Below are 22614 nucleotides of genomic sequence, written 5' to 3'. Positions count from 1 at the left end.
CCTACACGGCCACGGCAGGCCGGGTGGCCATCGCCGCTGCCTGGTGCAGCGCCTCCACCATGGACCGCGAATCCGCGATCGCCTTGCCGGCAATGTCGAACGCGGTGCCGTGGTCCACAGACGTGCGGATCACCGGCAGGCCCACGGTGATGTTCACGCCGGCCTCGATGCCCAGCACCTTCACCGGCCCGTGCCCCTGGTCGTGGTACATGGCCACCACCAGGTCGTAATCGCCGCGGCCGGCCAGGAAGAACAGCGTGTCCGCGGGCAGCGGGCCCACCGCGTTGATCCCGTCCGCCTGCGCCGCCTTCACACCCGGCTCGATCTTCTCCGCTTCCTCGCCCTGCCCGAACAGGCCGTTCTCGCCGGCGTGCGGGTTGATGGCGCACACGCCGATCTTCGGGTTCGGGATGCCCGCCCGGACCAGTGCCTCGTGGCCGCGGCGGATGGTGCGCTCCACCAGGTCCGGGTTGATCTTGCGGATGGCGTCCATCAGCCCGATGTGCGTGGTCACGTGGATCACCCGGATCTTGGGCGTGGAGAGCATCATGGACACCTCCTCCGTGCCCGTCAGGTGAGCCAGCAGTTCGGTGTGCCCGGGGAAGATGTGCCCGCCGGCGTGCAGCGCCTCCTTGTTCAGCGGCGCCGTGCAGATCGCCTGCACCTTCCCGGCCATCGCCAGCTCGCTGGCCACCCGGATGTATTCGTACGCGGCGTGCCCGGCCACAGGGGAGAGCTGCCCCCACGGCAGGTCCTCCGGCAGCAGCGCCAAGTCGATCACGTTCACTTGGCCCGGCGTGAACACCGCGTCCTCCACGTCCTCAATGCTCTGGATGTCCGCCTGGATACCCAGGACGTCCGCGGCCTGGCGCAGGCGCAGCGCGTCGCCGATCACCACGGGCCGGCACTCGGCGTTGCTCTGCGGATCCAGCACGGCGGCAACCACCACCTCCGGCCCCACCCCGGCCCCGTCGCCCATGGTCACGGCCACGTAGGGGAGGGCGTTCTGCTCGGTGCTGCTCACTGCGGCGGTTGTCATGTCTGCTCCAGGTCGTTCGGAAGTCTTGCTGGGAAGGATGGTGGCGGGAGCCTGCGCGGACCGGCCGCGGCGCTCCCGGATTTCGTCGTAAATCTGTAGGAGGGCCAGGTGGTCGCCGAAGCTGCCGGGTTTGGTGCCCACCAGCGTTCCGTCGTCCGCCCTGCTGAGCACGGCGCCGTGCTGCACGGCCGCGAGCGGTACCAGCCGGTGGAGACCGACGGCGTCCAGGACTTCCCGGGCCGTCTCGCCGCCGGTGAGGATCAGGTCTGTTGGTGTTGCCTTGGCAGCCTCGGCTGCGAACTTGGACAGGGCCTGCACGATGCGGGCTGACCCGGACGGGTCCACTTTTGAAGCGGCAAGTGTGATTGCTACGCGGTGGCCTGCCCGCAAATCCGCTGAAACCTGGGCCAGTTGAGAAGCATAGGCCCCGACGGCTCCGGCGTACTGTGGGTGAAGCCTGATGACTGTGAATCCGCGGCCCTTCAGCTTGGCCAGTTGCGCCTGCGCGGTTCCCAAGGCAGAACCGACGACGGCGAGTACGGGCCTGGCCGGGCCCTGCGGTTCCGCGGTGGTTGCGTTAGCCTGTGCCGCAAGGTGCGCATTTCGCACAAGTTGTGCAGCCAGGCGCTGCGCGAGGACGTCTGCCGCTCCGCCGGTGCCTACGAGCGCGATACGGCCGTGACCGGCCTGGAAGTCCATTTCCAGCAGGGCGTCCACCACGTGCCCCAGGTCCTGGATCGTTTCGCCGTCCGCAACCACCACCGCTGGCTGTTCGGAAGGGAGCAGCCCGGCAAGTTTCTCGGCAAGCGAGCCCGACCGGACCTTGGCCAGACCCAGCGTCCGAACTGAGGCCGGATCCTCCGGGCGCAGCAGCGAAGGAATGGCCGTCGGCGGGGCGTGCAGTTCGGCCTGCCAAAGGTCCGTTTCCGCCAAGGCAGTGCCGGCAACAAGCGGTTGGCCCTTCCGCACCGAACGCTGAAGCTGGGGGAGAGCTCCCGCAACCACAGCATGGAACCCAAGGTTCGTCAGCGCGGCCACTTCCGCCCGGACGTTCCCGCGCCAGAGGGAGTCAATCTTCTTGAAGACCAGAGGGGCACCCGAGGCTGCTGCACTGGAAAAGGCTTCCTTCGCCACCGCCTCGGCCGCGGCTTCAGGAAGGCCACGCGAATGCGTATCAGCGACCACCACGTCGGTGACAGGCTCCGCAAAGGAGCTGTCCTCGTCGTGCGTTCCCAGCAAAACCTGTGCGGACAGTCCATGCTGCACAAAGCAGCAGCCAGCAGCAGGTTGTCCGCGGCGCAATCATCATCCTGGCCGTCGCTATGGCCCGGAAGAAGTAGCACACATGACTCCCAATCCTTCTTCGGCTCCTGAAAGGCAGAAGCAATGAAACTTGGTTACTGTTCCATCACCTGGGGTGGCGTTGTGGGCCACGCCCAAGGCGTGACAAGCGTCAAGGACCTCTTTTACCTCACCCACGGATCTATGAAGGACGCCGTCCGGGACATCGCATCCGTCGGCTACGAGGGCGTTGAGATGTTCGACGGAAACCTCGCGGAATACGCGGAAAAGCCCGAGGAGCTCAAAGAGATCCTCGCCAGTTCCGGGGTATCCCTGGCAAGTGTGTACACGGGCGCCAACTTCATCTATGCCGACATCCTTCCGGACGAGTTGCACCGGATTCACCGGGCTGCCGAGTTGGCCGCAAACTTCGGTGCAGAACGCCTGGTGGTTGGAGGGGGAGCACGCCGCGCTGCCGGAACCACCGAAGAGGACTACCGCCGGCTCGGCAAGGCCCTCGACAGCGTTACGGACATCGCCGAAGGCTTCGGGCTCTCGGCGAGCTACCATCCGCACCTGACCACCATCGTGGAAAGCCCGGACGAGCTGGACAAGCTCATGCCGCTCACGCGGATCGGTTTCTGCCCCGACACGGCCCATCTTGCGGCCGGCGGCGCAGATCCGGCAGCTGTCATCCGGAAGTACCCCGACAGGATCCGGCATGTCCACCTTAAGGACCTCCGGCAAGACCCCTTCTCGTTCCTCCCCCTGGGCCAGGGGGAACTCGACTTCCCGGACATCCTCGCAGCAATCCGGGAAGGCGGATATGACAGCTGGCTCATGGTCGAACTCGACGGCTACGACGGGGATCCCCGGGAAGCCGCCGAGATCAGCAAGAAGTACCTCGAGAAACTCCTTTGACCCTCCTGACCACCAGGGAGAGCCACCGCAGGCGGCTCCCGACTTTTCCGAAAGGAACACGATTCACATGCAGCACCTTAATGTCGGCCTCATCGGAGGCGGCTTCATGGGCAAAGCCCATTCCTTGGCTTACGCCGCCATGCCCATGTTCTTTTGGCCGGCTCCGGCCCTCCCGGTCCGCAAGGTCATCGCCGAGGCCAACCCCGAACTGGCTGCCGAAGCGGCCCGCCGCTTCGGCTTCGAGAACTCCACCTCGGACTGGCGCAGCATCATCGACGATCCGGACATCCACGTCGTAGACATTGCCACGCCGAACCACCTCCACGCCGAAATTGCGATAGCCGCGGCCGAAGCAGGCAAGCACATCATCTGCGAGAAGCCGCTGGCGCGTACAGGCGAAGAATCAAAAGCCATGTACGACGCGGTGAAGAACACCGACATCGTCCACATGGTCGCCTTCAACTACCGGCGCACTCCCGCGGTCGCGCTGGCCAAGAAATACATTGAGGAAGGCTCCATCGGCCGCATCCTCAGCTTCCGGGGTACCTACCTGCAGGACTGGAGTGCGGACCCCAATTCCCCGTTGTCCTGGCGTTTCCAGAAGTCGATCGCAGGTTCGGGCGCCCTTGGTGACATCGCCACCCACGTCATTGACATGGCCCGGTACCTTGTGGGGGAGTTCAGCGCCGTCAATTCCCTCCTGTCCACCTGGATTCCTGAGCGGCCGCTCCAAGCGGGCGGTGCCGACGCACTCGGAACGGTACGGGGCGGCGAAGGCCCGCGCGGCGAAGTTGACGTGGACGATGAGGTGATGACGATGATCCGCTTCGCCAACGGCGCCGTGGGATCCCTTGAGGCGACACGCAATGCGTATGGACGGAACAACTACATCACCTTCGAAATCCACGGAACCGAAGGAAGCATCGTCTTCAACTACGAACGACGCGATGAACTCCAGGTCTGCTTCGCCTCCGATCAAGGGGACCGCCGCGGATTCCGCACCGTTTACACCGGCCCGGCTCATCCCTACGGAGAGGGTCTCTGGCCCATTCCGGCGCTTGGCATCGGCTACGGGGAAACGAAGATCATCGAAGCCTACGATTTCTTCAAAGCCATTGCGGAAGGCGGAAGCGTGAGCCCCAATTTCGCAGACGGCTACCAGACAGCCCTCATTGACGACGCGATTGTCGAATCCGCTGCAAAAGAGGCCTGGGTGGAGGTTCCGCTAATCACGGCTTGACGCAAGGTGGCGCCGCCGTCGTCCTCTATCTCAAGGGGCGCGGCGGCCTCCTTGCCGACGCCGACCGGCTGGGCTGAGAGGCCACCGGCCGGGACAGGAACCGGGCGGCGCCATGGCCTCTTGCCGGGTTCACTCTGCAAGCGCACAATGGCCTCACTGGCGGGGTTCTATATCCTCACCGCCGTGGAAATAGAACTTCGTCGAAGCCCTATTTTCAGGAGACATTCATGAACGTTAAACGTGCTGCCGCTTCTTCCGCGGCTGCCATCTTCGTTGCGCTTTTTGCAGGGCTTGCTCCTGCCACCGCCGATATCGCCAACTCCCACGCTGCCTGCACGGGACTTGGCATTTCAGATCATGCCGTGGCAGACGGTCCCGGTGCCGTTCCTGCCATCATCAATGAGGTTAAGGATGCTGCTGACGCCTACGGTTTCGATAATTCGGGCCAGGTCGTCAGCAGGTTCTCCCAGGTCCATGCCGGCACGCACGTCCCCGGTTGCGAGGACGCCATTGGCGAAATTCTGGTAGCCGGGCCATGACCCGGTTTCACCCCTAATGGAAGGAAACGGAAATCGTGTTCTTCCCCAATCCGCCACCGCTGTCGCTGCGGTTGGGCGGGCGTACAACCATAGATAAGGGCAGATTTCGGCCATACAGTCCGCCAGTAATGGGTCGTTTGCGCCGAACGAAGCGCAAGGAGGGAATCATGGTCCAGTCTGTAGAATCGGTCTTTCTTGCCCGGAGCCCCCACGAGGTGTTCCAGTTCGTGGCCGACCTCCGGAACGAACCCAAGTGGCACACGGACGTTGATTCGGTGCCAGCGGGCACGGACCCCATCCCGGTGGTCGGCAAGACCTACCCGCTGAAATTCAAGCCGTTCATGGGAACAACGGATGGCACCTTGACCGCGGTTGAAGTCCAGCAGGATGCCCGCCTCGTGTTCCGGGGCGAGTTCGGGGGGTTGAAGCCCACTATCTCCTACACGGTCGAACCAGCAGGGGAAGGTACCAGGTTCACGCGTTCGGTGGAGTTGCATCCTTCCGGGTTGAAAATGCTGATGACACCTGTAATGGCTTTCATGGTGCCGCGAAACAACAAGGCGGTGGTAGGGAACCTTAAACGCGAACTGGAAGCGTGAATTGCGGACTCCCCAGGCATGATTTCAGCCGGCCGGGATGGCCCCGGGTGGGTTCAGGACTGGAACTGCTGCATCACCGAGAGGTGGCCGGCCCGGGCCGAGACCAGGCACTTGGCCAGATAGAAGGGCCGGTTGCCGTTCCGCACGTACTGCGTCAGGACCAGCACCGGGTCCGACGGGCGCAGGTCCAGCAGCTTCGCCCGGCTGGGTCCCACCTGGCTGAGGCTTATCTGGCACTCGCCCGGCCCGGCCAGCCGGCCCAGCTGGTTGTTGAGCGCGGCAAGCAAGGTGGCGCCGCCGTCGTCCTCTATCTCAAGGGGCGCGGCGGCGCCCTTGCCGACGCTGACCGGCTGGGCGGTGACGTTTTCCTGCAGGTGGGCGATCGCCTCGCCGTCGCGGATCAGGACCGATTCCCAGAGCCAGCAGTCGGTGCCGGGCTCGACGCCGATGCCGGGGGCGACGAATTCTGAGGCGGCCTGCCGGACCACCTGGGTGCGCTTGACCTCCACCTGCTGCCCGGGGCTGCCGAGGACGTCCTCGAACGGCTGGATGCGCTCGATGCCGATGCGGGGGAGCGTGTCCGAGACGAAACGCCCGACGCCGCGCCGCGCCCTGATGAGACCGTCCTCCTCGAGCAGCATGAGGGCCTCGCGGACCACGGTGCGGCTGACCTTCATGTCCGTGCCGAGTTCGGTTTCGGTGGGGATCATGGACCCGGGCGTGAGCAGGCCGTTGCGGATGGCTGCGGCGATCCGTGAGTACACCGCGACGCGCAGGGGGGCGCCGGGCTGGGCGGCCACCGGCTGGGACAGGAACCGGGCGGCGTCCTGGTGCACGATCTGCCTCGCTTGTCTGGGGTGGATCCGGAGTCGGTACGGGGGATTCCAGCCTAGTGCAACGTCGGACGCGTGTGTTGGACAAGCGCGGGATTGCTGACTGTGCGGGCAGAGCGCTAATTCTGTGCAACCACGCCCTTGCCGAGCGCCATGGTTGACGAAAAGCTGCCACCCATCCAGTATCAAGTGATCCACGGAACCGAATACGCACGTGTTCCGTCTAGGCGCAGGGGGATGCGGGTGGACTGGTGGTGGCTCTCGTCGGCGGCCAATACGGTGGTGGCTGTCTCTTACCTGGCGATTTCGGTGGCAATCATTGTGCCCTTGGCCCGGTCCGGGCAGGTGCGCCGGAACCGGCTGGGGACTGCTACGGCAGCAATCTTCTTTACCTGCTCCGTCGGGCACGGCCTCCACGCTGTCCATCCGCTGCTGCCTCTCCTGGGGCTGGACGTCCTCGAGGGCCACGCCTCCAGGGAGGGCATCTCCTGGCATGACGCGTTGTGGGAGGTGACAACGGCGGGAGTGGGCGTCTACTACTGGACGCTGCGCCGGGCATACGCCTCCATGCTGGCGGGACCGGCGATTTTCGAGGACCTGATCGAGCGGCAGCGCCTGGCGGAACTTGAAGCCGAAGCGGAGCTGAATGCTGTGCGCCGGCAGGGCGCCGCAGAGCTTGAGCTCAGTGAGAAACGCTTCCGGCTTGCCTTTGAGCACGCCCCGATCGGCATCGCACTCCTCAGCCTGGACCCCGGAGAGGCAGGCAAGGTGCTGCGGGCCAACTCCGCCTTTTACGCCCTCCTGGGGCGCACGCCCGCGGACGTGGAGTCCGGCAGTGTCCTGGATTTCATTGTGCCGGAGGACCGGGCCGCGGCCCGGCACCGGCTGGCACAGATGCTGCGCGGAGAAGTCACTGAGTACACCGCTTCCCGGCGTTTCCTCCACGCCGGCGGCGACATCGTCTGGACGTCGATGACAAGCGCGGTGGTGGCCGATGACCGTGGCGTGCCTCTGTACCTGGTTGCCCAGTTCGAGGACATCACGGGCCGCCGCGAAGCTGAACAGCTGCTCACCCGGCAGGCAATGCATGACGGCCTGACGGGCCTGCCCAACCGGGTGCTGCTGATGGACAGGATCAGCCATGCCCTTTCGCGGACCCAGGACCGCAGCACGCATGTGGCCGTGTTCTTCGTGGACGTGGACGGCTTCAAGGCCGTCAACGACACGTTGGGACATGCCGCCGGCGATCTCCTCCTCATCGAAGTAGGCCGGCGGCTGCGCTCCATGGGGCGCGGGGACGATACCGTGGCCCGCCTGGCAGGAGACGAATTCGTGGTGCTCTGCGAAGGCGTCCAGGACCGGGCCGCAGCTGAAGCCACGGCCCGCCGCCTGCTGGACGGGCTGGAGCGGCCCTACGAAATCGACCGCGACGTCTTCCGGACCAGCGCCAGCATCGGCATAGCGCTGTCCGGCCGGGACAGCACCGCGGCCGACCTGCTGCAAAACGCCGACATCGCCATGTACCGGGCCAAGGAAGCAGGCCGGGGCCGGTACGTGTTCTACGACAGGAACCTGCGCGCCATCCGTGACAACCGGCTGCGCACCGAGAAGGAACTGCGGCAGGGAATTGAAAACGGCGAACTGCGCGTTCTCTTCCAGCCCGTCATTGGTCTGGCCGACGGAAGCCTTGCCTCCGTGGAGGCGCTCGTGCGCTGGGACCATCCGGACCGGGGCCTGCTCGCGCCGGCCGAGTTCCTGGACGTGGCGGAAACAACCGGGCTGATCGTTCCCCTGGGGCGCTGGATGATCCCCGAAGCCTGCCGCCAGGTGGCGGCATGGCAGCGCAAAGATCCCGGACGCGCTCCGCAGCACGTATCTGTCAATGTCAGCGCCGTTGAACTCAGCAGCCCCGGCATGGTGAACGTCGTGGCGCGTGCCCTTCGCGAGGCCGGGCTTCCGCCCGGCGCCCTGTGCGTTGAGATCACTGAGTCCGCCCTGCTGGACAGCAACGGCAGCAACATCTCCACCGTCTGGCAGCTGCGGGCCATGGGCATCCGGATCGCGCTGGATGACTTCGGCACGGGCTATTCCTCGCTCACCAACCTGAAGCGCTTCCCGGTGGATGTGGTCAAGATCGACAGGTCCTTCGTGGCCGGACTTGGCACCGACGCCGAGGACACCGCCATCGTCGGCGCCGTCGTCGGGCTGGCCCACGCACTTGGGCTGGCCACCACGGCCGAAGGCGTCGAAACTGCCGCCCAGCGCGATCACCTGCGGCGCCTCGGATGCACCCACGCCCAGGGGTATCTCTACTCCCGGCCGGCAACCATCTCCGGGCTCACCGGACTCGCTGCCCGGCTCACGGCCATGGAGTCCGCAGAGCCGCTGCACTAAACCCGCCCGGCCAGGTCATTTTCGAACTCGTGCGGACCGCCGTGCTAGCAGCTCGACTGCGAGCTGTGCGTGCGCGTCTCCCCGTTGGTGGTGACGGTCCGGGAACCGCTGCGGCAGGTGTCGCCGTCCTCGGTAAAGGTGCTCGTACTGTTCATTTTTGTCACCTTGTCGTTCAGCATGTAGTGCGTTTTGTAGTCAAACGTCGACACAGTGCCCCCGTCGTTTTGCACTGTCATCTGATCGCGGGTGTTTGTGGTGTAGTAGCCCTCATCGGTGACGCGCGTCGCGCCGCGGTACTCATACGATGAACCGTTGGGGAAGCTGTATTCGACGTGTTCCACCTGGGCGGGGTTGCTGCGGGAGTCAGACGGCGGCGCGGCCACGGCCGGCGAGGCGGTGAGGGCGAGAGCCAGGCCAGCGCCGGAGGCGAGGACGAGGCGGGTCATGCGGTTCATTTTGGGGTCCTTCCCTATCTTGGTCGGGCACCCCAGCGCGCAGTGGGTAAATCCTAACGTTGGATTAACCCTTCCGTCAACGGGTTGGCCGTTGCTCCGCCGACGGCCGCCGCGTCTGCGGTGCGGCGGCCGTCGGCGGTGCAATCGTTTCCCCTGTTCCTGGTTTACTCGGGGGTGACGTAGGCTCCGGCAATGCCGCCATCTACCAGGAAGGTGGAGGCGGTGATGAAGGATGCGTCGTCGCTGGCCAGGAAGGCAACGGCAGCGGCAAGTTCCTCAGGCTCGGCGAACCGTCCCAGCGGAACGTGGACCAGCCTTCGCGCAGCCTTCTCTGGATCCTTGGCAAACAGTTCCTTCAACAGCGGCGTGTTGACGGGACCCGGGCAGAGGGCATTGACGCGGATGCCCTCGCGGGCGAACTGGACCCCCAGTTCACGGCTCATCGACAGGACACCGCCCTTGGACGCGCTGTAGGAAATCTGGGACGTGGCGGCACCCATCACCGCCACGAAGGACGCCGTGTTGATGATTGACCCCTTGCCCTGTGCCTGCATGTACGGCAGGGCGTATTTGCAGCAGTAAAACACGGAGGTGAGGTTTACTTCCTGCACCCGGCGCCAGGCGTCGATTCCCGTATCGATGATGGAGGCGTCATCCGCCGGGGAAATCCCGGCGTTGTTGAACGAGATATCCACGCTTCCGTAGGTTTCATTGGTGACGGCATAGAGGTTCCTGACCTCCTCCTCGCTGGTGACGTCAACTTTTACGAACAGCCCGTCCACTTCCTCAGCAACCTGCTGGCCCGCGGTGGAATCGAGGTCTGCGATGACGACGTGGGCCCCTTCGGAAGCGAACCTGCGTGCCGTGGCCAGCCCGATTCCGCTGGCACCGCCGGTGATGACGGCGCTGCGGCCCTTGAGGCGGCTGGAGATGACTTCAATCATGGTGCTATTCCTTACTTGCTCTGCTTAGTCGGTGGTGGAAATGAAGACGTTCTTGGTTTCGGTGAAGGCGTTCAGTGCATCAGGGCCCAGTTCGCGGCCAAGGCCCGACTGCTTGAAACCGCCAAAGGGTGTGGAGTACCTGACGGATGAATGCGAGTTGACGGATAGGTTTCCGGACTCGAGTCCGCGGGCAACCCGCAGCGCCCGCCCCACATCCCGGGTCCAGATGGAGCCGGACAGGCCGTAGACAGTGTCGTTGGCAAGGCGGAGCGCGTCAGCCTCGTCCGTGAAGGGCACCACTGCCACCACCGGACCGAAGATCTCCTCCTTCATCACCCTGTCCTCGCGGGACGGCGTCAGGACGGTGGGAGGAAACCAGAACCCCCTCCCTTCAGGCGCCGACCCGCGGAACGCCACGGGAGCCCCGTCGGGCACGAAGCCGGACACGGTGCGGCGCTGCGCGGCGGAAATCAAAGGCCCCATGAACGCGTCTTCATCCCCGGGGTTCCCGACCTTCAGCGCCTTGACCGCAGGTTCGAGAAGTTCCAGGAACTTCTCGAAGACGTTGTGCTGCACCAGGATGCGGGAGCGGGAGCAGCAGTCCTGGCCGGCATTATCGAAGGCCCCGCCCGGCGCGGCGGCGGCGGCCGCCTCCAGGTCCGCATCAGCGAAGATGATGTTGGCGCTTTTGCCGCCCAGTTCCAGCGTCACGGGCTTGACCTGCTCCGCGCACCCGGCCATGATCCGTTTGCCCACGCCCGTTGACCCGGTGAAAACCACCTTGCGTACGGCAGGGTGGGTCACAAAGCGTTCCCCCACGATGGATCCCTTGCCTGGGATGATCTGCAGGACACCCGGCGGCAGTCCGGCTTCGAGTGCCAGGCGGCCAAGCCGCAGGGCAGTCAGCGGTGTCAGTTCGGCGGGCTTGAGGACCACGGTATTGCCCGCGGCCAGGGCGGGGGCAAAGCCCCATGCGGCGATGGGCATCGGGAAGTTCCAGGGGACAATGACGCCCACAACACCCAATGGCTCGTTGAAGGTGATATTGACCCCGCCGGCTACAGGGATCTGCTGTCCGAGGTGGCGTTCCGATGCCCCGGAGTAGTAGTTGAGGACGTCCCGGACATTGCCGGCCTCCCACCGCGCGTTGCCGATGGTGTGGCCGGCGTTGATTACTTCAAGTTGGGCGAGGTTCTCGAGGTCCGCATCCACGGCAGCGGCGAAGCGGCGCAGCAGCATCGCCCGGTCTGCGGGTGGGACGTTGCGCCAGGCTTCGAAAGCCGCGGCGGCCTTCGCGATGGCCCTGTCTGTTTCTTCCAATGAGTTGAGCGGAACCGTTTCAATGACTTCTTCGGTGGCCGGGTTCAGGACCTCAAACATGCTGCTGGACATCGACTAAGTTCTCCGTTCGTTCTGTGCGGTAGGTGCGGGCTGCATCAATGAACCCCTTGAAGAGCCGCAGGTCCTCCGGATTCTGTTCGGGGTGGTACTGCACCCCCAGCACCCAGCCGCCGGCTGTTGTCTCAAGGGCCTGTACGGTTCCGTCCTGCGCCGCTGCCGTCACGCAGAGGCCGTCCGCAATGCGGTCCATGGCCTGGTGGTGGTAGCAGGGGGCGCTGGCGCGTTCCCCGAGCAGGCGGCCGCTGATGCTGCCAGGCCTGGTGGTGAATTTGACAGTGCCAAATACGCCCGGCGCCGGCTGGTATTGCGCTGAACCCGGCGTGACGTCAGGGATGTGCTGGATCAAGGATCCGCCCAGAGCCACGTTGAGGATTTGGGCTCCCCGGCAGATGGCAAACAACGGAAGTCCGGTGGCCAGCGCCGCCCTGGTCAGCGCGATGTCATGGGTGTCCCGGCCGGGTTGCGAGCGGGTCATTTCATGAGGCTCTGCACCGTAGTGCTCAGGCCCGACGTCGCTGCCGCCCGCGATGATAAGCCCATCCAGAAGCTCGACGACGGTGGGGTCGGTGCCGATCGGCGGCAGCAGGACAGGTGTACCGCCCGCCGCAACAACCGCCTCTACGTAGGTTCCGGGCAGGATTGCCGCGTCCGCTTTCCAGACCCCCCAGGCCGCCTCCTGGTAGTAGGTGGTGAGGCCGATGCGCGGCCGGTAAGCATTAGAGACGTTCAAAGCCACGCTTGTGCTCCCAATCCGTCACGGCACTGTCAAAGGCTTTAAGTTCTACGGCGGCAGCGTGCGCATAGTGGTCCACAACCTCGTCGCCGAAGGACTTGCGGGCGATTTCGCTGGTGACCAGCAGGGCGCGCGCTTCCCTGAGAGTGGTGGGGATCCTGTCCGCGGCGGACTCATAGGCATTTCCCAGCATGATGGGCTCCAAAGGCAGATCATTCTCGATGCCGTGGATGGCTGCAGCGATGAGGGCCGCCGCCGCAAGGTAGGGGTTGACGTCGCCGCCACCCACGCGGTTTTCCACCCGAAGGCCGGGACCGCGGCCCACGACGCGCAGCGAGCAGCTGCGGTTGTCAAGGCCCCACGCGATGGCGGTTGGTGCGAAGCTGCCCTCGACGAAACGCTTGAATGAGTTGATGTTCGGCGCCAGGAAGTACGAAAGCTCCTTCATGGCTGCCAGCTGGCCCGCGACGAAGTTCTCCATGACGGGGCTGAATCCATGCTCCCCGCTGCCGGCCAGTACCGGGTTGCCGTCCAGGTCCGTCAGGCTGAAATGGATGTGGCAGGAACTGCCCTCCCGCTCGTTGTATTTGGCCATGAACGTGATGCTCTTGCCGTGCTTCCCGGCGATTTCCTTTGCGCCGTTCTTGTAGAACGCGTGGTTGTCGCAGGCCCGAAGCGCCTCTGCATACCTGAACGTGATTTCCTGCTGGCCGTGGTTGCACTCGCCCTTCGAGGACTCGACTACAAGCCCGGCGTTCTCCATGCTCGTGCGGATGTCCCGGATGACGGGTTCCAGGCCTGCCGTGGCGAGCAGCGAGTAATCAACGTTGTAGCGGGTTGAGGGCTTAAGCCCGACGTAGTGCTTATCCCATGCTTCGGCGTAGCTGTCGTCAAACATGATGAATTCGAGTTCCGTGCCAATGTGGGCTCGGTAGCCGAGGGCCTCGAGCCGTTCGATCTGAGCCCGAAGGATCTGGCGGGGGGACTGGGCTACAGGACGCCCGTCAAGCCAGAAGATGTCGCACTGGACCATTGCCGTGCCTTCCAGCCAGGGAACAAGCCGGAGCGTGCTGACATCGGGCTTCATGACCATGTCGCCGTAGCCGGTTGCCCACGAGGACATCGCGTATCCATCGATGGTGTTCATTTCGACGTCGACGGAGAGGAGGTAGTTGCAGCCTTCAGCTCCGTGTCCCAGGACGTCCTCAAGGAACGACCTTGCGCCGCAGCGCTTTCCCTGGAGACGGCCCAGCGAATCGGTGATTGCGACGACCACCGTGTCGATCTCACCCGAAGCAACCTTCCGCTTCAGGTCTTCGACAGTCAGCGCGGCCTGGGAGTCGTTTCCCGTGGTGTGGTTGGTCATTTGATATCCGTAACTTCGATCCGATGATTTGCGTGATTTGTGCTCTCCGCAGGACGCGGGGGCGGTGTTAGTTGCTGAGTTCGGCTTCCGCTGCCGCGAGCTGGGCAAATTCCTCTTCGGGCGCACCGGCCACAATCCGGTGCCGGCTGTAGAACCAGTAGTAGAGGAGCGCGGCGGCAAAAACGGCGGCGGTGATGGACGCTGCCATGACATCGACGACGAACGTGGCGACGACGGCGACGGCGGCCAGGACGAGGGCAACGGTTGTTGTGACGGCGCCGCCCGGTGTCCGGTACCCGCGGGGAAGGTCGGGTTCCTTGATGCGCAGGACAATGTGCGAAAGGTTCAGCAGCACGTAGGAGACCGTGGCTCCGAAGACTGCAATGTTGATGAGCAGGGCGCCGTTGCCCGTTGTGGCAGCCAGGACGAACCCGAGGGCGCCGGGAACGATGAGGGCCCAGTATGGAGTGCGCCGTTTGCCTGTCAGGGAGAGCCACTTGGGAAGGTACCCTGCGCGGGAAAGGGCGAAGAGCTGCCGGGAATAGGCGTAGATGATGGAGAAGAAGCTGGCCACCAGCCCTGCGAGCCCCGCATAATTTACGAAGTCTGCGAGGATCGTATTGCCCCCGTAGGCCAGGCGGATTGCTTCGGGAAGGGGGTTGCTTGAGGCGCCCATCGCCTCGGAGCCGGCGGCACCGGGAACCAGGACCAACATGAGGGCACCAAAGACCACCAGGACCACGAGGGCGGCGATGATGCCGCGGGGCATGTCCCTTTTGGGGTCCGCCGTCTCCTCCGCTGCCAGCGGGACGCCTTCAACCGCGAGGAAGAACCAGATGGCATATACGAGGGCAGCCACGGCACCGCCGATGCCCATGGGAAGGAAAGCGCTGGACGTCGGTGAGCCGTCCGGCACAACATCGAAAAGGTTTGCCGCGTTGAAGTGCGGTACCAGCCCCACCACCACTGCCGCCAGGGCGATGACGGCTATTGCGGTGATCGCAAAGATCAGTTTCAGTGCCTCGCCGACGCCGCGGAGGTGGATCCCGACGAAGACGGCGAAGGCAACAAGGTAGACCGGCCAGGAGTTCGTGAGGCCGAAGAGCCCCAGGGCTTCGACATAGCCGCCGATGAAGGTGGCGATGGCGGCGGGGGCCACGGCGTATTCGATCAGCACGGCCATCCCGGTGGCAAACCCGCCCAGCGGGCCAAGCGCCCGGCGCGCGAACCCGTAGCCGGCGCCGGTGGCGGGGAGTGCGGAGGAAAGTTCGGCCAGGCCGAACACCATGCAGGCGTACATGATGCCCATCAGGATGAACGCAATGAGCAGGCCGCCCCAGCCGCCCTGGGCAAGGCCCAGGTTCCAGCCGGCGAAGTCTCCGGAGATCACGTAGGCAACTCCGAGCCCGGCGAGCAGGACCCATCCGGCCGCTCCGCGTTTGAGTTGCCGGTGGTGGAGGTAGCCCTCGTCGTCATTGACGGGCTGCCCCGAGGGATGTAATGACATGGGAATTCCCTTCTTTCAAGGGTTCTAATGGTCTGTAATTAGTCCAAAAGTTCTTTGCCAGTGTGGTGCACGTCACCGCATAGAGTCAAGCAATATTCGTTTTTCTATTCAAATTTCGGAAAATTTCCCGTGGGCTCGGCTTGCGCGGGAAGCTGCAATAGGCCTGTTATTAGACCGCGCTAGGATGGACTCATGGAAGAGTCACTGCTTGGGGTCCCCACGAGGCTCATACGGCCGGTCCGGCACGGGAACGCCTTTGAGGAAACCATCGAACGGCTGCTCCAGAACATCAAGCTGGGGCTTTTTGGTGTGGGCGACAAGCTGCCGGCCGAGCGGGAGCTCTCGGAACTGCTGGGCGTGTCCAGGGCAACGCTGCGTGACGCCCTGGCGGAGCTCCAAAAGGCCGGCTATGTGGAAGTCCGCCGCGGCCGGACCGGGGGCACCTATGTATCCGCGCGGAGGCTGGGGGAGCTGAGGGGTAGCGCAGGCCTGGACCCGGCGGAGGTCAACGACGTCCTCACCTTCCGCGCCGTGCTGGAACCTGCTGCAGCGTCGCTGGCCGCGCAGGCCATGCTCTCCCCGCGGCAGCGACGCCACCTGCTCGACACCCTCGCCGACGTGGCAGGGGCACCCGCGGAACTGTACAGGCCCAAGGATGCGCGGTTTCACGTGGCCATCGCGGAAGTGTGCGGATCACCCAGCCTCGTTGCCGCCGTCGCAGACGCCCGGGCGAGGGTCAGCGACCTCCTTGACCGCATCCCGTTCCTGGAGCCCAACCTTGAGCATTCCAACCGGCAGCATCAGGAGCTCATCGATGCCATACTCCGTGGCGACGCGGAGGGCGCCCACCAGGTAGCTGCCGATCATTTGCAGGGGACGGCCTCCCTGCTTCACGGCTTTCTTATCTCTCCGGAGGGTTCGTCAGCCGCTACAAACGCCGTGCGCTGAGATTTTCCATGGCAGTGCGCGCCCTTGACAGCCGGTCCAGCACTTAGGAATATCAACATTGCCGGCGGTTCCCGGCTACTTCCTGGGGACGCTGACCTCCGGCTCGGCCTCTCCAAGGGGGTTATCGGATGCAGTCAGCACGCCGTCGTCGCAGACCCTTTCGCAGTGCGGCTGCGATTGCCGCGGCCGTCCTGATGGTGTCCACGGCGGGCTGCGCCCGCCCTCCGGAACCCCCGGGGCCTCCCAACGGGTTTGCGCCCCCTGCACCGGATGTCCGGATCGCTGCCGTCGGCGACATGAACGACGCAGGGAACACTGACCCTGACAGCCCGTCCGGCCGGAACGCTGCTGCGATAAGCCGACTCGTGCAGGACGACCAGATCGACGCGTTCCTGGGTCTGGGTGACTTCCAGTACGACACCGCCTATTGCGACGACTACGTGAACTATTGGGCGACCCTGTGGAGTGGCACGATGCCCAAGCTGTACTGGGTTTCGGCCCCCAACCATGACTGGGAACCCGGCCGCAATGAGGACCTCGACAACTTCATGAACGGCCAGTGCCCGGGGTCTCCGGAGAAGGCTGCGGTCAACGGGGAGCGTGGGCGCATCGAGAACGGGGAGGCGTACTCGAAGGACTTTGGGAACTGGCACTTCGCGTTCCTCTCCTCAGCGCACTGGCGGTACAACCCGGCACAGGCCCGGGCGATGACAAGGTGGCTGGACAAGGATCTCGCCGCTGCGAAGGCGGCCGGGAAGCACCTGGCGGTGGTGCACCACGAGCCCTACTTCACGTCGAACACGTCCGAGCACAACCGGGCTGCTGACCACAAGCCGTGGATCGACGTGATGTGGAAGCACCGGGTGCGCCTGACACTGTCGGGGTCGCAGCACAACTATGAGCGGTCATGCCCGGTGAACAACAGGGACGAATGCGTCGATGACGGGATGACGGCGTTCCAGGTTTCCACTGGCGGCATTGGACTCCGCCCCTTCACCAGCAGTCCGCGGTATATCGAGAACCGGTTCAGCGACACCCACGGTTTCCTTCGGCTGACACTGCGCCATGACGGTTCCTTCGACTGGAACTTCATTGCAACACGGGGGCCGGGCACGGACTCAGGGACGCGTTCTGCACCCAAATAAGGGCCACCGTGTGCGCCGGTTCATCAAGCCCGCTGGCTAGCTGATGGCGGTCATGACGTTCCAGCCGGGCCCCACGTTGATGCGCCAGCCGAAGGCGCCGTTGCCGGTGCCGGGGTAGGTCCAGAGGGTGCCGCTGGTGTCGCGGGCGGTGAGGTCGGGTTTGCCGTCGCCGGTGAGGTCGCCGGCTGCGCTGATGGCGGTCATGACGTTCCAGCCGGGGCCGACGTTGATGCGCCAGCCGAAGAGGCCGTTGCCGGTGCCGGGGTAGGTCCAGAGGGTGCCGCTGGTGTCGCGGGCGGTGAGGTCGGGTTTGCCGTCGCCGGTGAGGTCGCCGGCGGCGCTGATGGCGGTCATGACGTTCCAGCCGGGGCCGACGTTGATGCGCCAGCCGAAGAGGCCGTTGCCGGTGCCGGGGTAGGTCCAGAGGGTGCCGTCGCTGTCGCGGGCGGTGAGGTCGGGTTTGCCGTCGCCGGTGAGGTCGCCGGCGGCGCTGATGGCGGTCATGACGTTCCACCCGGGGCCGACGTTGATGCGCCAGCCGAAGAGGCCGTTGCCGGTGCCGGGGTAGGTCCAGAGGGTGCCGCTGGTGTCGCGGGCGGTGAGGTCGGGTTTGCCGTCGCCGGTGAGGTCTCCGGCGGCGCTGATGGCGGTCATGACGTTCCAGCCGTCGCCGACTTTGATGCGCCAGCCGAAGAGGCCGTTGCCGGTGCCGGGGTAGGTCCAGAGGGTGCCGTTGGTGTCCCTGGCCAGCAGGTCGGGCAGGCCGTCTCCGGTAAAGTCCCGTTCTGCCACGACAGGAGCCGGCAGCCACGCCTCACGCCCCGTGTTGACCAGACGGTTGGGGGTGCCCGGTGACGCGCCGGTGATAACACCCGCGGCGGCGGCTGAAGTCAGTTCGGCGGAGATCCCGGCCGGCGTCTGCCCGGGGTTCTGGGACAGGGCAACCGCAGCTGCACCCGCAACGTGCGGGGCCGCCATGGACGTGCCGTTCATGGTGGCCGTAGCCGTCGTCGAGGTGTGCCCTGCCGACAGGATGCCGACGCCGGGCGCATACAGGTCAACACAGCTTCCATAGTTTGAAAACCATGCCTGGCGGTCCGAGGAATCGCTGGCTGCGACAGTCAGCGCCTCGGGCACCCGTGCCGGTGACCGGGTGCAGGCATCTATCGAGGTGTTGCCGGAAGCCACAACTGTTGTGACGCCGTCGCTAATGACTCCGCGGACGGCCGCGTCCACCACGCTGTTGGCGCCGCTGCCAAGGCTGAGGTTGGCGACGGCGGGTGTGCCCGCGGCATGGTGGGAGGCTATCCAGTCAAGACCGGCGACGACGTCCGAGTCATAGCCGGAGCCTTGGCAGTCGAGGACACGAACCGGGACGATGGTGGCTGCCTTCGCCACCCCGAACGCTTTCCCGGCGATGGTGCCGGCCACGTGCGTGCCGTGGCCGTTGCAGTCACCGCTGCCCAGGCCGTCAGCAACGGCGGTCCAGCCCGCAGTCACCCGTCCGCCAAAATCAGTGTGTGCGGCGAACACGCCGGTATCGATGACGTAGGCGTTGACGCCGGCCCCGGAGGACGGCGGCGCGAAGGTGCCGGAGAGCGGGAGCGCCTTTTGGTCGATCCTGTCCAACCCCCATGGCGGCGACTGCTGGGTCTCGGACAGGGAAACGGGCGCATCCGGGGCGATGGCGGAGATCCGGGGTGAACGGGCGAGGGCAGCCGCCTGCCCCGGGGTGGCTGTGATGACTGCACCCCGTACCGCGGCAGAGAAGGTTTTTCCCACGGCCACGCCTTGGGAGCGTAGGCCCTGGGCCTCATTGGCGACGTCGGCGCCCGGGGCGAAGCTGACCAGGTACCGTTCGCTGCCGCCGGGACTTTGCGGCTCGAACGCGGCCGCAGAGGGTGCCGCAACAGCCGGCGCGGCTGCAGGCAGAACAGCGGCCGCCAGCACAAAGGCGCCAAACGCGCCCGAGAGTCGTTTCGACAATGGCATGAATCTGCTTCCCCCCTGTACACCGGCTGAGCCCGGGGCCTTTCCCGACGCTTGGACTCCGCTCAGGAAACCGTACGTTGTGGCCGTAAGGAGTTTACAGGAGCAGCCCCGGCGGCGTCCGCCGCCAAAGCCGCCAAATTTAACCTCACCGGGCCCTTCCAGAGTCCTGCTGGCGTGGGAGACTTCAGTCATGGGCATCGAACAGTGGTGGGCAAAGCTGCAGCCATCCACGCAGGAGTGGCTGATCGAGAACAACGGCGACGTGGTGCCCCCGGCAGTGGTGGCCGAAATTGCCCAGGCCGGCGGACCGGCCGGCGACGATTCATGGTGGGCCGGCCAGGGCGAAACCCCGGGGCACTATTTCCCTGACGAGGCCATCGACTGGGTCGAGACCACCGCAAACGATGAGGAAGCCGATTAGCGGAGGAACACCATGGCTGTCTTTCAGAGCGTCTCGGGAATCGGGCGCCCAGGGAAGAGCGTGGCATACTGCCGGCGGTACATCCGGCGCCCGACCAGGCGGTAGGCAAGCCGGACCGGCAGTGGAATCTCCCTGAACAGTTCCTTCCGGTCCTGGGGAGGATTGGTGGCCAGCACCATGCCGAGGTAGGCCACCATGAACTTCTTGTCGAACTGCTCGATCCCGTGCTGGCCCACCCCTTCCATCTCCTTCTGGTCCATCACCCGGTCCACGACGGGCATCACCTCGGTGACCTCGCGCCGCAGGTGCACCTTGAGGACGGACGAGAGGTCCTCGTAAAGGCCGGCGAGTTCCTCGCCCGCCTCCGCGTCCGCCTTCTGCATCCAGCGCAGGCGGACAGGTTCAATGCCCTCAAGCCGCTGCGTGACCTGCCTGTGCTGCTCGAGCATCAGCCCCACGTGCAGGGCGCAGGCCGGTGCCCGTTCCGCCAGCTGCGGGTACATGAGCAGGTCTTCGCCCTCATGGTGGACGTGGAGCACCTTGTCGAAGTTGCCGAGCACCTCACCCACATACGCTGCCCGGCCGGTATCGCCGGGCGCCACGGACCGCACCAGGCCGGGTGCCTCGTCGTAAGCCCAGAGGAAAAAACGGTGGATGCGCCGCATTGCCGCAGTCCCGGTGCAGAGGACCGGCCCCGGCGGCAGGGGTGCTGCGGTTTCGCCGGGCTGCATGGTGAAGAAGTCGGTCACTGGATGGTCCCCTAACGGTGCTCACGCGAGACCAGGACCTCTCCCCGGGAGCATCGTATCGCCCGCCCTGCCGCCGCCACAATGGCGGGGAAGGGGCTCTGCGGCGGGCCTTGGACCCTACTGACAGTTTCCGCCCGGGCGGCTGTGCTCAGGCGGAGTAGGTGAGGTCCGCCGACGCTGTGCGTTCCCCGTCAGCAGGCCGGATGGAATCGAACCGGAGGGTGCCCGCGCCCGGCAGGACCACCGACTGCCCTTCACGGAAAGCCTGCTTGCGCTCCTGCCCCCGGCGCGGATCCAGACCTGGATGGCAGGGGCGCCGCCGGTGAACCCGATCTTCACGATTCCCACGAGCACACCGCCGAAGTTGGGCTGCATGCCCTGCCGGACTGTAACAAGCTCTTCCACGGCCATCCTCACTTCAGATCCACTGAGTACACCGAGTCAAAGTTTTCCTTGTACTCGTCTTCGGTCAATTCCAAGGTGCCCGACTTCTGGTCGTCATCGCCCGCCATGTAGCCGCCCGACGGTCCCCACGGGTTGGCCAGGACCACCACCTTTTCACCGTCACCGTTGGTTTTCACATCCACCACAATGTACGCATGGTTGGGCACCACATCGGTGCGGCTGACCTCATCGGACTCCCAGAACCAGTCGAAGTCATCGTCCTTGACGTCCTGGCTCCCCACGGACACCGCCTGGCCCTCACCGAGCTTGTCCTCGATTCCCGCCAGGTCCATCTCGCCGTCCCGGTCCGCGGACTTGCCGGTCATCAGCTCCATGGCCTCATCGCTGAACCCGCCGTCGATATCCTCGTAGGAACCGCCCCGCTGTTCCGCGGCAGCGCGTTCGTAGATGGACAGCCAGTTCGGCGCACCGTCGGCACCCCTGACGCCGCCCTCGGTGGACTTGGCCTCAACCGTTACCTCCACGGGCTCGCCGTCCTGGTACAGGGTCACCACCCAGTGCGTGGGCGGATCACCCACCGGCCGCAGGTGTTCAGCCAGGAACTCATCAACCTTGCCTTCACGTTCAAGCATCTGGGCCACCGACCCCATCCCCGCCAGGAGCCAGCAGTCACCGATCTGTCCCTGCCTGATGTCGGCCGGATCGCCGGCATCCGGATCCTCGCGGACATCGCCCGGCACATCCACGTCGGGGCGGTCGGGGTCCAGCGGCCCCGGGTCTCCGGGAGGGTTGGAGTCCGGCGTCCCTGAACCATCAGGTCTCGCCGCGCCTCCGGCTGTACCGGCACTGGCCCTTGCCTGCTCGTCCGCGTCGCGAAACAAGTCCTGCGCCTGGCTCTGCAGGTCCGCCGCCACACGCTTCAGCATGGGCCCGTGCCCGGCATCCCAGGCCGCCCGGAACACCGTGGCGTCACGCCCGTCCCAGCGAACGCTGGAAAGCAGCTGGCCCAGTTCCGCGGACAGCGAGGCCATTTTTTCGGACTGCTGGGACATCGACCTGGCCAGCGCCCTTAACTGTTCAATGTCTGCGCCGTAAAACCCGGGCATTCGTCCGTCCCCCTCGTTTCGACGCCGTACCAGCGCCATCGTAGGCCTGCTGCGGCCACTGGTGCGATGGGCAGAACTTCCCTCAGCTCTGGGGAAGCTCGGCCGGATCGCAGGTCGCGGACTTCACCGGCACGCTGATGCGCAGGTAGGCCGGGCTCTTCGATTCGATGGTCAGGGTGGCGCCGGCCGCATCAGTGCTGCGCGCCACCACCCAGCCGCCAGGGACATCGTCTGTCCCGCCAAAGGCAGGGAAGCCGTGCCTGGCCAGGACGGGGTCGCCGGCGGAGAAAATGTCTGCGAAATGGTTCGAGGGTTCCACCACGTCCGCACTGCTTTTCATCGTCTGCGGGTACAGCATGCACCGGCCGTCGTCCAACCGCGACAGGGCGGCCGGCTTGTCCCGGGCCCAGGTGATGCCGGGCAGCTTCTCTTCCAGGGCGGCGATCAGCTCTGCCCGCAGGGAGTCATACCTGGGGAAAGTGTCCGCGACGGATGCCGGTGCGCTGGTGACCGGCGGGGCGCTGCTTGTCTTGGTGGCAGGTCCGTCGGGGGCCGCGCAGCCGGCCGCGGCAAGCGTCCCCAGCATCAAACCAGAT

Annotated in this window: 21 protein-coding genes; 8 read left to right on the top strand and 13 right to left on the bottom strand. The window is 65.4% G+C overall.

Annotated features, from left to right (window positions below; translation table 11 throughout):
* Position 1 precedes the first annotated feature (1 nt).
* The gene (pdxA, locus tag GK109_RS04570) at positions 2-2305 is read right to left on the bottom strand and encodes a 4-hydroxythreonine-4-phosphate dehydrogenase PdxA (RefSeq protein ID WP_370460398.1); all 2304 of its coding nucleotides are present in this window, start codon (positions 2303-2305) and stop codon (positions 2-4) included.
* Between the two features lie 120 nt (positions 2306-2425).
* Here pdxA and GK109_RS04565 point away from each other — a divergent pair, with 120 nt between their 5' ends.
* From GK109_RS04565 to GK109_RS04550, 4 genes are all read left to right on the top strand, one after another.
* A complete protein-coding gene (locus tag GK109_RS04565) occupies positions 2426-3241 on the top strand; it encodes a sugar phosphate isomerase/epimerase (protein WP_157238829.1) in 816 nt (271 codons plus the stop codon).
* Positions 3242-3308: 67 nt separating this feature from the next.
* Positions 3309-4481, top strand: coding sequence for a Gfo/Idh/MocA family protein (locus GK109_RS04560; RefSeq protein ID WP_157238828.1), 1173 nt, complete (start codon positions 3309-3311; stop codon positions 4479-4481).
* 227 nt (positions 4482-4708) lie between these two features.
* On the top strand, positions 4709-5020 hold the full coding sequence (locus tag GK109_RS04555; protein ID WP_157238827.1) for a hypothetical protein: 312 nt from the start codon (positions 4709-4711) through the stop codon (positions 5018-5020).
* Between the two features lie 167 nt (positions 5021-5187).
* The gene (locus tag GK109_RS04550) at positions 5188-5619 is read left to right on the top strand and encodes an SRPBCC family protein (RefSeq protein WP_197432401.1); all 432 of its coding nucleotides are present in this window, start codon (positions 5188-5190) and stop codon (positions 5617-5619) included.
* A 53-nt stretch (positions 5620-5672) separates the two neighbouring features.
* Here GK109_RS04550 and GK109_RS04545 read toward each other — a convergent pair whose 3' ends face one another.
* On the bottom strand, positions 5673-6455 hold the full coding sequence (locus GK109_RS04545) for a GntR family transcriptional regulator (RefSeq protein WP_104997112.1): 783 nt from the start codon (positions 6453-6455) through the stop codon (positions 5673-5675).
* A gap of 150 nt (positions 6456-6605) precedes the next feature.
* Here GK109_RS04545 and GK109_RS04540 point away from each other — a divergent pair, with 150 nt between their 5' ends.
* A complete protein-coding gene (locus tag GK109_RS04540; RefSeq protein WP_157238825.1) occupies positions 6606-8846 on the top strand; it encodes a bifunctional diguanylate cyclase/phosphodiesterase in 2241 nt (746 codons plus the stop codon).
* Between the two features lie 44 nt (positions 8847-8890).
* Here GK109_RS04540 and GK109_RS04535 read toward each other — a convergent pair whose 3' ends face one another.
* From GK109_RS04535 to eat, 6 genes are all read right to left on the bottom strand, one after another.
* Positions 8891-9301, bottom strand: a complete 411-nt coding sequence (locus GK109_RS04535; protein WP_157238824.1) for a hypothetical protein — start codon at positions 9299-9301, stop codon at positions 8891-8893.
* A gap of 164 nt (positions 9302-9465) precedes the next feature.
* A complete protein-coding gene (locus GK109_RS04530) occupies positions 9466-10245 on the bottom strand; it encodes a 3-oxoacyl-ACP reductase (RefSeq protein ID WP_157238823.1) in 780 nt (259 codons plus the stop codon).
* Positions 10246-10269: 24 nt separating this feature from the next.
* Positions 10270-11637 carry an aldehyde dehydrogenase gene (locus tag GK109_RS04525; RefSeq protein ID WP_157238822.1) on the bottom strand — a complete coding sequence of 456 codons (1368 nt, stop codon included), beginning with the start codon at positions 11635-11637 and terminating at the stop codon, positions 10270-10272.
* Positions 11618-12382: a gamma-glutamyl-gamma-aminobutyrate hydrolase family protein gene (locus GK109_RS04520; RefSeq protein WP_370460397.1), complete on the bottom strand. Its 765-nt coding sequence runs from the start codon at positions 12380-12382 to the stop codon at positions 11618-11620. Before GK109_RS04520 ends, GK109_RS04525 begins: the two co-directional genes overlap by 20 nt.
* Positions 12363-13745: a glutamine synthetase family protein gene (locus tag GK109_RS04515; protein ID WP_157238821.1), complete on the bottom strand. Its 1383-nt coding sequence runs from the start codon at positions 13743-13745 to the stop codon at positions 12363-12365. The genes GK109_RS04520 and GK109_RS04515 overlap by 20 nt, the downstream gene beginning before the upstream one ends.
* A 67-nt stretch (positions 13746-13812) precedes the next feature.
* A complete protein-coding gene (eat, locus tag GK109_RS04510; protein WP_157238820.1) occupies positions 13813-15252 on the bottom strand; it encodes an ethanolamine permease in 1440 nt (479 codons plus the stop codon).
* Between the two features lie 192 nt (positions 15253-15444).
* Here eat and GK109_RS04505 point away from each other — a divergent pair, with 192 nt between their 5' ends.
* On the top strand, positions 15445-16200 hold the full coding sequence (locus GK109_RS04505) for a FadR/GntR family transcriptional regulator (protein WP_157238819.1): 756 nt from the start codon (positions 15445-15447) through the stop codon (positions 16198-16200).
* A 128-nt stretch (positions 16201-16328) separates the two neighbouring features.
* Positions 16329-17345, top strand: coding sequence for a hypothetical protein (locus tag GK109_RS04500; RefSeq protein WP_157238818.1), 1017 nt, complete (start codon positions 16329-16331; stop codon positions 17343-17345).
* Between the two features lie 36 nt (positions 17346-17381).
* On the opposite strand, the gene GK109_RS21875 is transcribed toward GK109_RS04500, so the two are convergent.
* A complete protein-coding gene (locus GK109_RS21875) occupies positions 17382-19337 on the bottom strand; it encodes a S8 family serine peptidase (protein ID WP_197432400.1) in 1956 nt (651 codons plus the stop codon).
* 190 nt (positions 19338-19527) lie between these two features.
* On the opposite strand from GK109_RS21875, the gene GK109_RS04490 reads away from it, so the two are divergent.
* Positions 19528-19758, top strand: a complete 231-nt coding sequence (locus GK109_RS04490; protein WP_157238817.1) for a hypothetical protein — start codon at positions 19528-19530, stop codon at positions 19756-19758.
* 23 nt (positions 19759-19781) lie between these two features.
* Here GK109_RS04490 and GK109_RS04485 read toward each other — a convergent pair whose 3' ends face one another.
* From GK109_RS04485 to GK109_RS04470, 4 genes are all read right to left on the bottom strand, one after another.
* The gene (locus GK109_RS04485; RefSeq protein WP_321215647.1) at positions 19782-20507 is read right to left on the bottom strand and encodes a hemerythrin domain-containing protein; all 726 of its coding nucleotides are present in this window, start codon (positions 20505-20507) and stop codon (positions 19782-19784) included.
* Positions 20508-20624: 117 nt separating this feature from the next.
* Positions 20625-20912, bottom strand: coding sequence for a hypothetical protein (locus GK109_RS04480; RefSeq protein WP_157238816.1), 288 nt, complete (start codon positions 20910-20912; stop codon positions 20625-20627).
* Between the two features lie 8 nt (positions 20913-20920).
* Complete coding sequence (locus tag GK109_RS04475; RefSeq protein ID WP_197432399.1) at positions 20921-22018, bottom strand: C2 family cysteine protease; 1098 nt, start codon at positions 22016-22018, stop codon at positions 20921-20923.
* An 82-nt stretch (positions 22019-22100) separates the two neighbouring features.
* Complete coding sequence (locus tag GK109_RS04470; protein WP_231754796.1) at positions 22101-22604, bottom strand: hypothetical protein; 504 nt, start codon at positions 22602-22604, stop codon at positions 22101-22103.
* Positions 22605-22614 lie beyond the last annotated feature (10 nt).

The organism is Pseudarthrobacter sp. GA104, assembly GCF_009741265.1.
Taxonomy (GTDB): domain Bacteria; phylum Actinomycetota; class Actinomycetes; order Actinomycetales; family Micrococcaceae; genus Arthrobacter.
Note: the sequence above shows the minus strand (reverse complement) of the source record. Positions and strands in the feature narration are given on the sequence as shown.

Excerpts from the sequence above, each read along its gene's own strand:
- eat (WP_157238820.1), bottom strand. The coding sequence starts at position 15,252 with ATGTCATTACATCCCTCGGGGCAGCCCGTCAATGACGACGAGGGCTAC.
- GK109_RS04475 (WP_197432399.1), bottom strand. The coding sequence starts at position 22,018 with ATGCCCGGGTTTTACGGCGCAGACATTGAACAGTTAAGGGCGCTGGCC.
- GK109_RS04515 (WP_157238821.1), bottom strand. The coding sequence starts at position 13,745 with ATGACCAACCACACCACGGGAAACGACTCCCAGGCCGCGCTGACTGTC.
- GK109_RS04530 (WP_157238823.1), bottom strand. The coding sequence starts at position 10,245 with ATGATTGAAGTCATCTCCAGCCGCCTCAAGGGCCGCAGCGCCGTCATC.
- GK109_RS04565 (WP_157238829.1), top strand. The coding sequence starts at position 2,426 with ATGAAACTTGGTTACTGTTCCATCACCTGGGGTGGCGTTGTGGGCCAC.
- GK109_RS04470 (WP_231754796.1), bottom strand. The coding sequence starts at position 22,604 with ATGCTGGGGACGCTTGCCGCGGCCGGCTGCGCGGCCCCCGACGGACCT.
- GK109_RS04560 (WP_157238828.1), top strand. The coding sequence starts at position 3,309 with ATGCAGCACCTTAATGTCGGCCTCATCGGAGGCGGCTTCATGGGCAAA.
- GK109_RS04540 (WP_157238825.1), top strand. The coding sequence starts at position 6,606 with ATGGTTGACGAAAAGCTGCCACCCATCCAGTATCAAGTGATCCACGGA.
- GK109_RS04535 (WP_157238824.1), bottom strand. The coding sequence starts at position 9,301 with ATGAACCGCATGACCCGCCTCGTCCTCGCCTCCGGCGCTGGCCTGGCT.
- GK109_RS04555 (WP_157238827.1), top strand. The coding sequence starts at position 4,709 with ATGAACGTTAAACGTGCTGCCGCTTCTTCCGCGGCTGCCATCTTCGTT.
- GK109_RS21875 (WP_197432400.1), bottom strand. The coding sequence starts at position 19,337 with ATGCCATTGTCGAAACGACTCTCGGGCGCGTTTGGCGCCTTTGTGCTG.
- GK109_RS04500 (WP_157238818.1), top strand. The coding sequence starts at position 16,329 with ATGCAGTCAGCACGCCGTCGTCGCAGACCCTTTCGCAGTGCGGCTGCG.
- GK109_RS04490 (WP_157238817.1), top strand. The coding sequence starts at position 19,528 with ATGGGCATCGAACAGTGGTGGGCAAAGCTGCAGCCATCCACGCAGGAG.
- GK109_RS04550 (WP_197432401.1), top strand. The coding sequence starts at position 5,188 with ATGGTCCAGTCTGTAGAATCGGTCTTTCTTGCCCGGAGCCCCCACGAG.
- GK109_RS04525 (WP_157238822.1), bottom strand. The coding sequence starts at position 11,637 with ATGTCCAGCAGCATGTTTGAGGTCCTGAACCCGGCCACCGAAGAAGTC.
- GK109_RS04505 (WP_157238819.1), top strand. The coding sequence starts at position 15,445 with ATGGAAGAGTCACTGCTTGGGGTCCCCACGAGGCTCATACGGCCGGTC.